The following is a 13,130-nucleotide window of genomic DNA, read 5'->3' on the forward strand; positions in this document are numbered from 1 at the left end:
TCTATTCCGGAATATCTGAAGGAGGCTCGTGCATGAGCTCGACTACCGCGCAGACGGGTTCATCGACGCAGACGGAACGTCATGCGCGGCAGGCTTCCGGGGGTAATGACCACCGGTCGCACGTGTCGCCCGGCGAAATGGCGCTCGCCGTCATCATCGGCCGTTCGTCCGAGGCGTTTGACTTCTTCGTCTTCGGCATAGCCTGCGTGCTCGTGTTTCCGGCCATCGTGTTTCCCTTTGCCGATCCGGTGGTGGGCACGATCTATTCCTTCGCCGTGTTCAGCCTTGCCTTCATCGCCCGTCCGATCGGCTCCATCGTGTTCATGGCGATCGACCGAGAGCATGGGCGCAGCACGAAGCTGACCATCGCGCTGTTCCTTCTGGGCGGCTCCACCGCCGCCATCGCCTTCCTGCCGGGTTACAATACGATCGGCGCATATGCGATCGCCGCGCTCATCCTGTTCCGGCTGGGGCAGGGCTTTGCGCTCGGCGGCGCCTATGACGGGCTTGCGTCCCTTCTCGCGCTGAACGCACCGGAGCGCCATCGCGCCTGGTATGCGATGATGCCGCAGCTTGGCGCGCCCATCGGCTTCATCATCGCCAGCGGCCTGTTCGCCTTCTTCTATCTCAACCTGTCGGAGGGCGACTTCCAGGGCTGGGGATGGCGCTATCCGTTCTTCGTCGCCTTCACCATCAATGTGGTGGCGCTGTTCGCCAAGCTGCGCCTGATCGCCACGCCGGAATATGCGGAACTCTACGAGAGCACGCATCTGGCGCCGACACGCGTATCCAAGCTGGTGGAAAGCCGGGGCACGGAAGTCATCGTCGGCGCCTTCGTGCCGCTGGCCAGCTTCGCGCTGTTCCACCTCGTCACGATTTTCCCGATCTCCTACATCGAGCTCTATTCCAACCGTTCCATCGGCGAATTCTTGCTGACGCAGCTCGCCGGCGCGGGCATCGCGCTCATCTGCGTGATGGCGTCCGGCTCGATCGCCGACCGCATCGGCCGGCGCAAGCATCTTGGCTACTGCGCCGCGGCCATCGCTGTCTTCAGCGTCGCGACGCCATTCCTGTTTGCCGCCGGCTATCCCGGCCAGACGGCCTTCATCCTGATCGGATTCGCCTTGCTGGGCCTGTCGCACGGGCAGGCGGCCGGCGCGGTCGCATCCAACTTCACCAACTACGACCGCTATACGGGTTCGGCCATCACATCCGACCTGTCATGGCTGATCGGCGCCGGCTTTGCGCCGCTCGTCGCGCTGCTTCTGACGTCGCGGTTCGGCGTCGGCGCCATCGGACTGTATCTGATGTCCGGTGCGATCTGCACGCTCGTGGCCCTATGGTTCAACCGCAACCGCCGCGCCAACGAAATGTCCGGGCCGTCTCCGGACGGCGTCTGACCGCCAGGCTTGCGGCAGGTCAGCGAACCTGCCGCTTTTCCAGTTTGCGTGCCAGCGTGCGGCGATGCATGCCAAGGCGCCGCGCCGTTTCCGAGATATTGAAATCGGCATCCACCAGGGTCTGGTGGATGCGTTCCCATTCCAGGTTCTTCAGCGATGTCGGACGTCCGTCCACGGCAACGCTGGCATCGCCTTCGTCGCGGTCGAAGGCGTGCTCGATGTCGTCGGTGTTGGCCGGCTTCGGCAGATAATGGCTTGCACCGAGCTTTACCGCCTCGACGGCGGTGGCGATGCTGGCAAAACCCGTCAGCACCACGATGCGCATTTCGGGGTCGTGCGCATGCAGGCGCTTGACGCAATCGAGGCCCGATCGGCCGACGAGCTTCAAATCGACGACCGCGAAATCCGGCGATGCGCCGGCCAGGAAATGCTCCATGGCATCGTAGTCCGCGACATGCGTGACCTGGTATTCGCGCCGCTCGAAGGAGCGCTTCAGCGCTTTTGCAAGCGCCATGTCGTCCTCGACGATCAGTAATGAACCCTTGGACACGTCTACTGCCCTTTCGCGATGGAAGCCAAAGGCAGGCGGAGGACGACGGTTGTGCCGCCGCCATCGCCTGCATTCTGCGCTTCGAGCGTTCCGCCCAGCTTGCGCACGACATTGCTGACAAGGAACAGTCCAAGCCCGGCGCCCGGACGCCCCTTGGTGGAAACATAGGGTCGACCGAGCGATTCCAGAACCTCGGGCGAAAAACCGGGCCCATCGTCCGAAACGGTGGCCAGCACGTCGTCTCCATCGCGCAGCAGGGTAACCGTGATGGTGCGGCGCGACGCTTCGAGCGCATTGTCGAGCAGGTTGAAAACCACCTGGCGCAGCGCAAGGTCGGAAACCATCGGCTGGTCGGGGGCGAAGTCGTTGAAATAGGTCAGCCGTCTTGCCGCCCCGACGCGGCTCCAGTCGGCGATCAGATCGTCGAAGAAGGTGCGGACGGTGGTTCGCACCGTGCCTTCGCCGCGCGTCTGCCCGGCCGAGGTAAGGATGCTGGATACGATGGTCTTGCACCGGTCGAGCTGGGCTTCCGCCTCTTCCAGCTCTTCCAGCAACCCTGGGTCGGAGGCAAAGCCGTCGGCCCGGCGCCAGTCGTTCATGATGACCGACAGCGTCGCCAGCGGTGTGCCGAGCTCGTGGGCGGCGCCGGACGCCAGAAGGCCGATGCGCACGATATGGTCTTCCTCCACAGCCTGCCGACGCAGCTCTGCAACGCGGGCATCGCGGGCCGCAAGGTTGCCGTTGATCCGGATGATCAGGTAGGTCAGCAAAACCGCAACCAGCAGGAAGCAGATGAACAGCCCCTGCACGTGCAGGCTCGCGATGGCAAGCTCGCCGTCATGGGGAATGTCGATCGGCCGGTAGAAGACCGACAGCGCGACGAAGCACCCGGTGGCGACCACCACGAGCGCCCACGCGTATGAGCCGGCCAGCAGCACCGCGCCGATGATGACCTGCAGCAGGAACAGCGAGATGAACGGGTTGAGGGCCCCGCCGCTGAGATAGAGCTGGGCGCTGAGCGCCGTCACGTCCAGCAACAGTTGCGAGAACAACTCGCGGTTGGATACGGCGGGGCTGCGCTGGTAGCGCAGGAAGCTGGCGATGTTGACCGCCGCCAGGAGCGCCAGCACCGAGCCCATCTCCTGCATGGGCAGGCCGATGCCGAGCCGGAAGTGGACGAACAGGATGGTGAACACCTGGCCGACGACGGCGATCCAGCGAAGCTGGATCAGCAGCAAGAGGTTGCTGCGGTTGGCGACCTCCGTCGCAGAACTCTGGGGCCGCATGGCATCGCACCTTTGATATCTGCCGGCGTGGCAGGGCATGGCGCAATTGCCGGCGCTTGTCAAAAGCCAAGGCTACCTTGAACGGCGATGGGGGAAAGGCGCGTCGAAAGGGGCACGCATCGACGTGAAGGCGAGAAATAGTCTATTATTTTCATGTACAATAACGGTAATTCTTGCCTCGTCCTCTCCGGGTTCCAGCCGCTAGGCTGGCGGCACCGTCCATTTTTCGGAAGAGAGTTCATGTCGACTGCCGAGCCCCAGCGCATCAAGGTTCTATGGTTCCTGCCGACGCATGGTGACAGCCGCTACCTCGGCACGTCGGAAGGCGGGCGTGCGGTCGACCTTCCTTATCTTTCGCAGGTTGCGCGTGCGGCGGACCAACTGGGCTATTACGGCGTGCTCCTGCCCACCGGCCGCTCCTGCGAGGATAGCTGGGTGACGGCGTCGGCCCTGGTGCCCCTGACTGAGCGCCTGCGCTTTCTGGTTGCCGTGCGGCCGGGCCTGCAGTCGCCCACTTTGGCCGCCCGCATGACGGCCACGCTGGACCGGTTCTCCGGCGGGCGATTGCTGATCAACGTCGTCACCGGTGGCGATCCGGTCGAGAATGGCGGCGACGGCATCTTCCAGTCGCATGCCGAGCGCTACGAGATCACCGAAGAGTTCCTGCATATCTACAAGGCGGTCCTGTCCGGCGAGACCGTCGAGCACGAGGGCAAGCATTTCCGCATTTCCGATGGGCGGCTTCTGTTTCCGCCGCACCAGACACCGCATCCTCCGCTCTACTTCGGCGGCTCGTCCGACGCGGGTATCGACGTGGCCTCCCGCACGATCGATAAATACCTGACCTGGGGCGAGCCGCCGGAGGCGGTGGAGCGCAAGGTGGACACCGTCCGCGAGGCGGCGGCGAAGGCCGGCCGTGAGGTGACCTTCGGCATCCGCTTGCATGTCATCGTGCGCGATACGACGCAAAAGGCCTGGGCCGCCGCCGATGAGCTGATCAGTCGGCTGGACGATGCGACCATCGCCTCGGCGCAGCAGATCTTTGCGCGGATGGACTCGGTCGGTCAGAGCCGCATGAGCGCCCTGCACAAGGGTGACCGCTCGCGGCTGGAAGTGAGCCCGAATCTCTGGGCGGGGGTGGGCCTGGTGCGCGGTGGTGCGGGCACGGCGCTGGTGGGCGACCCGGATACGGTAGCCGAGCGGATGGACGCCTACCGGCGGCTTGGCATCGACACGTTCATCATGTCCGGCTATCCTCATCTGGAAGAAGCCTACACATTCGGAGAACTGGTCTTGCCCAGGCTGCCGCTCGACCACGCCATACCGGGGCGCGACCAGTCGGTGAACACCGGGCCCTTCGGCGAGACCATCGCCGGCTCCGAACGGCCGGCCGCCCGCAGCGCGAGCGCCTCCTGACCGTGGGCGGCGGCCATCGCGGCGTCATCATCGTCGGCGGCGGTTTCAGCGGAGCCGCCATCGCCTATCATCTGTGCCGCATGCCCCATCTGGCAGGACTGCCGATCCGGATCGTGGAGCCGAGGGCTTGGCTGGGTTGCGGGTTGGCCTACTCGGCCACCGATCCCGCCCACCGCATCAACGTGCCGGCCGCGCGGATGAGCCTGCTTCCCGACGAGCCCGGCCATTTCCAGGATTGGCTGGATGCCGGCGCCGCCTGCCGGGACGACCCGGCCGCATGCTGGCCGGCAACCGGCGCGCTCTTTCCGCAGCGCGGGATTTTCGGCCGCTACGTGGCGGAACAGCTCGCCCCCTTCGTGGCGGACGGGCGTGTGCGGCACCTGCGGCAATGGGCGGTGCAGGCAAGCCGCGATCGCGACGGCTGGGATGTGAAGCTGTCGGACGGATCGTCGGCCAGGGCGGAGCTGCTGATCCTTGCCGCAACGCATCCGCGCCCCGGCACGCCCACGCCGCTGGCGGCCATTGCCGGCGCGCCGGCCTATGTCGCAGACCCCTATGCGGAGGGCGCGCTCGATTCCATTGCAGACGATGCGCGCATCCTGATCGTCGGATCGGGTCTGACGGCCGCCGACATGGTGGCAACCCTGGACGGGCGCGGTCATCGCGGAGAGATCCTGTGCCTGTCGCGCAACGGGCTGCGCTCCCGGGGGCATTGCGTGCAAACCGGCACGTGGACGGCCGATTTCCGCGCGGCGGCGGCACAGGGTGCGGGGCCGCTGGTTGCGGCCATCCGGCAGGAGATTTCCCGTGCGGCCAAGGCCGGCGCGCCCTGGCAATGGGTGATGGATCATGTGCGCGACAGCGGGCCGGATTTATGGACAGCGCTGGCCCCCGCCGAGCGGATCCGGCTTGTGCGGCGGCTGCGCGCCTTCTGGGATGTGCATCGCTTTCGCATCGCGCCGCAGGTGGAGGCCGTGCTGGACAAACGCGAACGGGCAGGGACGTTTCGCCATGTCGCCGCGCGGCTGGTTGCCAGCGCCGCGACAGACGACGGGCTCGAGGTGCGCTACCGCCAGCGCGGCGAAAGCCAAATGCGGACAGGTCTCTTCGATGCCGTCATCAATACGACCGGCCCGTCGCATGGCGACATCCTGTCCGGCGAAGGGCTGCCCGCACGCCTGGCGGCAGCCGGATTGCTGCGGCCGGATCCGACGCGCCTCGGTATCGAAACCGACCGGTCGGGCCGGGCCATTGCGGCGGACGGACGCGTCCAGCCGGATCTTCTGATCGGCGGTCCGCTGGCGCGCGGAACCTTCGGCGAGCTGATGGGGCTTCCCGAAGTGTCGCGCTATGCGAAGGCCGTGGCGGACAGTGCGGCCGACCGCCTGTCACCCTTGCCGAACAGCTTGTTGCGCAGCGTGCCGGGCGTATAGGCGGTCTTGTAGCGGCCACGCTCCTGCAATTGCGGCACCACATGCTGCACGAAGGTTTCGAAACTCTCGGGCACCACCGTTCTGGTCAGGTTGAAGCCGTCGATCTCGCCCTCGTCGATCCACGAGGCCAGCTCGTCCGCCACCTGTCCGCCATCGCCTACGATGGTCGCGTAGCGACCGCCGAGTGCAAGCTCGGACAAAAGCTGTCGCTTGGTCAGTTGCCTGTCGCGGGCAAGGCTGGTGGCCGATTGGATGGCGTTCGAGCCGCCATAGGCGATGGGCTCGTCGAGCTCGTATCCGGAAAAGTCGATCCCGGTGCTGGCCGAAAAATGCGCCAGTCCCGCCTCGGGGCTGGCATAGGCGAGGTAGTCCGCGTGCCGCTCACGCGCGAGCGCCTCCGTTTCGTCGGCAACGACGCTGATCCCGACGAATATCTTGACGTCGTCCGGATGCCGGCCGGCGTCCGCTACTGCGGCGCGGAGCTGCCGCGACAGGGATCGCGCCCGCGCCTTGTCGGACGCGGCGATGAAGACGCACTCCGCCTCCGCCGCAGCAAAGCGAAGGCCGCGGCCCGAGGAACCCGCCTGGTAGATGACCGGGGTGCGCTGCGGCGAGGGCTCGGACAGGTGATATCCCTCCGAGCGATAGAACGGCCCGTCATGATGCACGCGATGCAGCTTTGCCGGGTCGGCATAGATGCGGCCGGCGCGATCGCGGCGTACGGCGCCGTCTTCCCAGCTCGTTTCCCATAGCTTGCGGGCCAGCGCCAGATAGTCTTCGGCCCGGTCGTAGCGGCTGTCGTGCTCGGCCAGCGCATCCTGCCCGACGGCGCGCGCCGCACTGTCGAGATAGCCGGTCACGATGTTCCAGCCGATGCGGCCGTCGGTCAAATGGTCCAGCGTGGAAAGGCGGCGGGCGAACGTATAGGGATGCTCGACATTGACGTTGACCGTGACGCCGAAACCGAGGTTTCGGGTTACGGCCGCCATGGCCGGAACCAGCAGGAGAGGGTCGTTGACGGGGAGCTGGATCGATTCCCGCAACGTCACGTCGACATTGCCGCCATACACGTCATAGACGCCGACGATGTCGGCCAGGAAAATGCCGTCGAACAGGCCCCGCTCCAGCGTCTGTGCCAGATCCGTCCAGTATTGCAGCGAGGTATAATCCGTGGAGCGGTCGCGCGGATGCGTCCAGAGCCCATGGTTGATATGGCCGACGCAGTTCATCGCGAAGGCGTTCAGCCTTATTTCCTTGGTGCCGGGCATGATGGCCTTTCAGAGCGCGCCGTGGCGGGGTGGACGCCGATTGTTGAGGTGGAATTGGCCGACGGCCTGGTATTTCCAGCGGACCGGGTCGTGCAGCGTATGGGTGCGGACGTTTCGCCAGTGGCGGTCGAAGTCGTCGGCCTCCATGCTGGCCGAGGTTCCACCCAGCTCCAGCAGGCGGTTTGCCGCGTCCAGCCCGGCGCGCGTCGAGTGGATGCGCGCTTCGGCTACCGCAATGGACGCGCGGGCGACGGAATCATCGTCGGGGGCGGACTGTGCCTCGGCCACGATGCGCCCGGCACGCGCCAGCATCGCCTCTGCCGCCCTCAGCCCCACGCGAACCGCGCCCACCCGGTGGATCGTCAGCGGGTCGTCGGCCGCCGTCTCCACCTTTGCGTCCAACCATGGGCGGGCCCGGTTGCGTATGAAGTCCAGCATGTCGCGATAGGCGGCTTCGCCGATGCCAAGGTCTATCGCGGCGTGCATCAACTGCGCGAAGGGGCCGATGGTCGTCGCCCGCTCGAACGACGCCTGGAAGGGCACAACCGCCGCTTCGTCCACCGTGACCTCGTCGAAGGTGACCGTGCCGCTGCCGGTGACCCGCTGGCCGAACCCATCCCAGTCGTCGACGATATCGACACCCTGTGCCACGCGCGGAATAAAGACCAGGTAGGATACGTCGCGTCCGTTTTCCTGCGCGACGGCAAGCGTGGGGATGGTCTGGGCGTATAGCGCCCCGGTGCAGTAGAATTTGCGGCCGGAAACGATCACGCGTCTGCCCTCGCGCCGCAGGCGCGTGGTGCGCTTGAAATCGCGCCTGCCGATCTCGGCCAGCGCGTTGCCGAAGCGGTGCCCGGCCAGTGCCTTGGCGTAGAGGCTTTCCTGCTGCTGCGGGGTGCCGCCGACACGCAGTACCTCCAGCGCGTAGAAGTGGTTTTGCGGTATCTGGCCGATGGAGCCGTCGCCGCGCGACAGGATGGCGATCACGCGGGCCAGCGTCGCCGGTGAAACCGCCGCCCCGCCGTATTCGCGCGGCACCGTGATGCCGAAGAGGCCGGCCTCGCTCATCCGGTCCAGCTCTGGCCAGGGCAGGCGCCTGTCCCTGTCGCGCTCTACGGCGCCGACGGCGAATTCTTCGGAAAGCCGCGTCGCCACATCGATGGCTTCCGCGTCGCTTGCGATGATGGCGATGGCCTGCGTCGCCTCTGTCTGTTCATGCGCCAGCGACATGGTTCAATTCCATTGGTGGCGTGCCGGCAACGCCCCGTTCAATTGATGATTGCCGATCAGATGGTATTTCCAGCGGACAGGGTCGTGCAGCGTGTGCACCCGGGCGTTGCGCCAATGCCTGTCCAGCGCATGGCCGGCCCGCGTCGAGGCAGCACCGGCAAGGTCGAACAGCGTTTCGGCGGCGGCCAGCGCGCTTTCCGTGGTAAGTATCTTGGCTTCCGCCACCGCCACCGATGCCGCGGCGCTGCTGTCCGCCGTTACGGGGCGGGCGGCGATGGCGTCGAGCGTCGCGGCTGCCTCGTACAGCACGGCCTGGGCGGCATGATAATCGGCAATGAGGGCGCCGAAGCTGTGGATGATGGTGGGATCGTCCTGCGCGCTTTCCAGTCCGGAATCCATCCACGGCCTTGCCCGCGTACGGACGAAGTCGGCCGCATCGTCCAGCGCGGCCTTGGCGATGCCGCTGTCGATGGCGGCTTGGATCAGTTGCGAGATCGGGCCGGCAAGCCCGGGACGCTCGGCGAATTGCCAGACGGGGATGATGTCGGCCGGCTCGACCGCGACCCGGTCGAAAACCACCGTGCCGCTTGCGGTGGTGCGCTGGCCGAAGGAACGCCAGTCGTCTTCCACCCGCACGCCGGGCGCGTCGTGGCGCACCCAGACCTGCACGGGGCGGCCCTCTTCGTCGGCGGCGCGGGTGGGTATCCAATGGGCGAAGATAGCGCCGGTGGAGTAGAAGCGTTCGCCGGTCAGCACCAGCCGTCCATCCAGGCGTTGCAGCTTCGTCTGGTTGTATGTCAGGGCGCGGCGGCCTTTTTCCGGGCCGGCATTGCCGATCCGGTGCCCGGCCAGGATGTCGGCAAAGAAGCGGCTTTGCTGCTGCGGGGTGCCGATATCGCGCAGCAGCGCGACGACACCGAACTGGTTTTGCGGAATCTGCCCCAGCGAGGCATCCGCTGCGGAGATGATCTCGAACACTTCCACCAGCGTCCTGAGGCCAAGTTCCGGCCCGCCATGCGCACGCGGCACCGTCAGGGTGCCAAGCCCGCTGGCCGTATAGGCGGCGATCTCTTCGAAGGGGAGCCGCCGGTCGCGATCCCGCTCGATCGCACCTTCGGCAAAGCCCGCCGCAAGCCGGCGGGCCGCCTCGATGGCTTCCAAATGGCTTTCGATGCGCTGCGGGCGCACCGGAGCCTCCGGGCGAGGTTGCGTCATGAGGATCTCCTTCGCCTCAACGGTCGGACAAGGCGCGTACGGCGCGGTCGCCGATAAACTGCACGCTCATCACCATGGCGATCAGCACGGCGATGACGGCCAGCATCACCGTGGTATCGAAGCGCTGGTATCCGTAGCGGATCGCCATGTCGCCGAGGCCGCCGGCGCCCACCGCGCCCGCCATGGCCGACGCGCCGATCATCGTCACGACGGTGATGGTAAAGCCGCCCACGATGCCGGGCAGCGCCTCCGGCAGTAGGACATGGCGCACGATATGCCGGCGCCGGCAGCCCATGGCCTCGGCTGCCTCGATCAGGCCGCGGTCGATGCCACGGATGCTGACTTCCGCGATGCGCGCGAAAAACGGCGTGGCGCTGATCGACAATGGTACGATGGCGGCCCAGACACCGATGGTGGTGCCGGCAAGAAGCCGGGTCAACGGAATGAGGGCGACCAGCAACACGATGAAGGGCGTTGCCCGGAACCCGTTGACGATGGCGCCGAGGACCGCGTTGAGGCGCGGCGCGGGGCGGATGCCGCCCGGCGCCGTCGCCACCAGCAGCACGGCCAGCGGAATGCCGAACAGGACGGCCAGCCCGGCCGACACGCCCACCATCAGGCTGGTGTCCAGAAAGGCGTTCCACAGGCGTTCAAGCATCGTTGCGGACATAGCCGATCACCTTTGCGGTTGGAGACAGGCGGGCAAGGGTTTGCGGTGCCGGGTCGTCGCCGGATACAGCCAGCAGCAGCCGGCCATGGGTATGACCCTGCGTCCGCTCCAGTGCCGCATGCAGAAGCGCAACCGGCGCCGACAGGGCGGCGGCGATGGCCGAGATGTCCGGCGTACCGTCCGCGCCGGTGTAATGCAGCGCGATAAGTGCGCTGTCGGCCGGGCCTGCGCGTGTCGCATGCAGCCGGGCGGCGATGTCTTCGGGCAGGTCGCGCGTCAGCGGCTGCAACAAGGCGCGCGTGGCATCGGCCTGCGGGTCGCCAAAGACCTGCCAGACCGGACCGTTTTCGACGATACGCCCCTTTTCCAGCACCACGACGTCGTCGCAGATTTCGCGGATGACGCTCATCTCGTGCGTGATCAGGATGATCGTCAGGCCAAGGCGGCGGTTGATGTCCTTCAGCAGCGACAGGATCGACAGGGTCGTTTCCGGATCGAGCGCCGAGGTGGCCTCGTCGCACAGCAGGATTTCCGGATTGGAGACGATGGCGCGGGCAATGCCGACGCGCTGCTTCTGCCCGCCGGAGAGGCGCGATGGATAGACGCGGTGCTTTTCGGACAGGCCGACGAGGTCGAGCGCCTGCGTGACGCGCGGGCCGATGTCCGCTTTCGGCACGCCGGCGACGGAAAGGGGCAGGGCGACATTGTCCCATACCGTCTTGGCGGACAGAAGGTTGAAATGCTGGAAGATCATGCCGATGCGCCGACGCAGCCCGACCAGCCCCTCGGTGTCGAGCCCGGAAATATCCGCGCCGTTGACGAGAACGCGTCCGCTGCTGGGCATCTCCAGCCGGTTGATCAGGCGGATCAGGCTGGATTTGCCGGCCCCGCTGCGGCCGATGATCCCGCAGATCGAGCCGGGACGCACCGTCAGATCGATATTGGCGAGTGCGGCGACATCGCCTGTCCTGGACGCATAGGTTTTGCTGATGCCCGCCAGTTGCACCGAGCCGGCTGCACGCGACGCCTGGCCGGCCGGCAGGCTTGCCGCCACCGCCGCCGGGCGGGCCGGCGCCTTTCGGCCGGGCAGCGTTTCGAGCGTGTGCCGCTGCAGCGGCTCGAACAGGATGGACAAGCGCCGCTCCCTCAATTCTTCCAGGCCAGGACGTAGAGCTGCGGGTCTTTGGCAAAGGCCGTGTCGATCACGTCCGCTACCTCGGGCGAGGACTGGTAGATTTCGATGAAGCGCTTGATGTCGGCGCGGTCCACATCCTCGCTGCGCGTCACGAAGCGGATGGCGAACTGGCGATCCTCGATGCCGGAATAGATCAGCCCGGCCGACGGGTCGAACGTGCCCGATGCCACGATGAAATGCGGGTAGCCGACCGACAGGTCGACATCGGGCGTCACCCGCACGAGCTGCGGCCCTTCCACTTCGCTGAAGGTGAGGTTGCGCGGATTATCGACGATGTCGTCGAGGCTGCCGAGGAAACCGACCCCTTCCTTCAGGGTAATCAGCCCGGCGCGCTCCAGAAGCAGCAGGCCGCGACCCTGGTTGACCGGGTCGTTGGGAATGGCGACCGTTCCGCCGTCCGGAATTTCGTCGAAGCTTTTGTGGCGCAGGGAATAAAGGCCGATATTGGACAGCGCCCCGACGCCGGCAATGGCGAAATCGTAGCCGCGCTCCTTGATGGCATTGTCCAGAAAGGGCTTGTGCTGGAAATAGTTGACATCGATATCGCCCGATTGCAGCGCGACGTTGGGCGTCGTCCAGTCGGTGAACTCGATCACCTCCACCTCGATGTTCTCGCCCCGTGCGATTTCGGCCGCCTTGGCGACGCTGTCGCCATAGGCGCCGGGCACGACGCCGATCTTCAGATCCTGCGCCAGCGCAGGATGGAGCGGCAGAACGGACATCCCGACTGCAAGGAGTGCCCAGAGGGAGCGGTAGTTCATCGCGTTAGCTTTCCTGCTTGTTGGTGGGGCCTGCTTGGTGGTGGGGCTCGGCGGTCGGCCGGTCATTCGGCGGCGATTGCGGTCGCCAGACGGGGAAAGAAGGCTCCGATATCGGCGACCGCCTCGTCGATGCGAGCCGACAGGGCCGGGGCCGATACGCGGTATTCCAGAAAATCGGCAGTGGAGGCGTAAACGGAGGTGGGCAGCGTATGCGCCATGAAGAAGCCGAACAGCGGCCGCAACTGGTGCTCGACCATCAGGGCATGCCGGTCGCCGCCGCCGGTTGCGGCGATCAGCACCGGCTTGCCGCGCAATGCCTCGGGCTGGATCAGGTCTATGAAGTGCTTGAAGAGACCAGGGTAGGAGCCCTTGAAGGTCGGCGATCCGATCAGCAGCAGATCGGCCTGCGTCACCTCTGCCACGATATCTGCGGCCTGCCTGTCGAGTTGCGAGGGCCACTGCGCCGCACCGAGCGAGGGGCCGACATCGCCGAGGTCACGGACAGTGCTGGAAAAGCCGTAGGCTGCCGACGCCCGGTCCGCGATCTCCTGCAGCAGCGAAACCGTCCGGGATGGCCGGTTGTAGGAGCCGGCAAATGCCACGAGCCTTGGTTTCGTCATGTCGCCCTCTTCGTCCTCGTTCATGAAGACAGGCTAGGCGGCTGGAGAACCCAAGGAAAAGAAAAATCTATCGATTTTATGTATTA

General features: G+C 66.1%; 12 protein-coding genes. 3 read left to right on the forward strand and 9 right to left on the reverse strand.

The genetic code is table 11. The features are described from left to right. Positions 1 to 32: 32 nt before the first annotated feature. Positions 33 to 1,400: an MFS transporter gene (locus AUL31_RS11720; RefSeq protein ID WP_060606425.1), complete on the forward strand. Its 1,368-nt coding sequence runs from the start codon at positions 33 to 35 to the stop codon at positions 1,398 to 1,400. 19 nt (positions 1,401 to 1,419) lie between these two features. Here the strand turns inward: AUL31_RS11720 and AUL31_RS11725 are convergent, their stop codons facing one another. Next, entirely contained in the window at positions 1,420 to 1,950 is a 531-nt protein-coding gene (locus tag AUL31_RS11725) for a response regulator transcription factor (RefSeq protein WP_060606429.1), read from the reverse strand. Positions 1,951 to 1,952: 2 nt separating this feature from the next. Next, a complete protein-coding gene (locus AUL31_RS11730) occupies positions 1,953 to 3,236 on the reverse strand; it encodes an ATP-binding protein (RefSeq protein ID WP_060606432.1) in 1,284 nt (427 codons plus the stop codon). A 240-nt stretch (positions 3,237 to 3,476) separates the two neighbouring features. Between AUL31_RS11730 and ssuD the strand changes: the two genes are divergently transcribed. Both ssuD and AUL31_RS11740 read left to right on the forward strand, forming a co-directional pair. Beyond that, positions 3,477 to 4,652 carry an FMNH2-dependent alkanesulfonate monooxygenase gene (gene ssuD / locus AUL31_RS11735; protein WP_060606435.1) on the forward strand — a complete coding sequence of 392 codons (1,176 nt, stop codon included), beginning with the start codon at positions 3,477 to 3,479 and terminating at the stop codon, positions 4,650 to 4,652. 2 nt (positions 4,653 to 4,654) lie between these two features. Then, a complete protein-coding gene (locus AUL31_RS11740; protein ID WP_159439809.1) occupies positions 4,655 to 6,085 on the forward strand; it encodes an FAD/NAD(P)-binding protein in 1,431 nt (476 codons plus the stop codon). On the opposite strand, the gene AUL31_RS11745 is transcribed toward AUL31_RS11740, so the two are convergent. The 7 genes from AUL31_RS11745 to msuE form a co-directional block, all read right to left on the reverse strand. Beyond that, entirely contained in the window at positions 6,001 to 7,353 is a 1,353-nt protein-coding gene (locus tag AUL31_RS11745; RefSeq protein WP_060606442.1) for an LLM class flavin-dependent oxidoreductase, read from the reverse strand. The genes AUL31_RS11740 and AUL31_RS11745 overlap by 85 nt on opposite strands. 9 nt (positions 7,354 to 7,362) lie before the next feature. Beyond that, entirely contained in the window at positions 7,363 to 8,583 is a 1,221-nt protein-coding gene (locus tag AUL31_RS11750) for an SfnB family sulfur acquisition oxidoreductase (RefSeq protein WP_060606444.1), read from the reverse strand. A gap of 3 nt (positions 8,584 to 8,586) precedes the next feature. Then, a complete protein-coding gene (locus tag AUL31_RS11755) occupies positions 8,587 to 9,798 on the reverse strand; it encodes an SfnB family sulfur acquisition oxidoreductase (RefSeq protein ID WP_060606447.1) in 1,212 nt (403 codons plus the stop codon). Positions 9,799 to 9,814: 16 nt separating this feature from the next. Continuing rightward, positions 9,815 to 10,468 (reverse strand): methionine ABC transporter permease, encoded by a 654-nt coding sequence (locus AUL31_RS11760; protein WP_060606453.1) that lies wholly within the window; start codon positions 10,466 to 10,468, stop codon positions 9,815 to 9,817. Continuing rightward, positions 10,449 to 11,597, reverse strand: coding sequence for a methionine ABC transporter ATP-binding protein (locus tag AUL31_RS11765; protein ID WP_409359965.1), 1,149 nt, complete (start codon positions 11,595 to 11,597; stop codon positions 10,449 to 10,451). Before AUL31_RS11765 ends, AUL31_RS11760 begins: the two co-directional genes overlap by 20 nt. A 17-nt stretch (positions 11,598 to 11,614) precedes the next feature. Next, positions 11,615 to 12,424 carry a MetQ/NlpA family ABC transporter substrate-binding protein gene (locus AUL31_RS11770; RefSeq protein ID WP_073469319.1) on the reverse strand — a complete coding sequence of 270 codons (810 nt, stop codon included), beginning with the start codon at positions 12,422 to 12,424 and terminating at the stop codon, positions 11,615 to 11,617. Between the two features lie 62 nt (positions 12,425 to 12,486). Next, a complete protein-coding gene (gene msuE, locus AUL31_RS11775; protein ID WP_060606868.1) occupies positions 12,487 to 13,044 on the reverse strand; it encodes an FMN reductase in 558 nt (185 codons plus the stop codon). Between the last annotated feature and the right edge of the window lie 86 nt (positions 13,045 to 13,130).

The sequence above is a fragment of the Aureimonas altamirensis genome, from assembly GCF_001463885.1.
Classification (GTDB): domain Bacteria; phylum Pseudomonadota; class Alphaproteobacteria; order Rhizobiales; family Rhizobiaceae; genus Aureimonas; species Aureimonas altamirensis.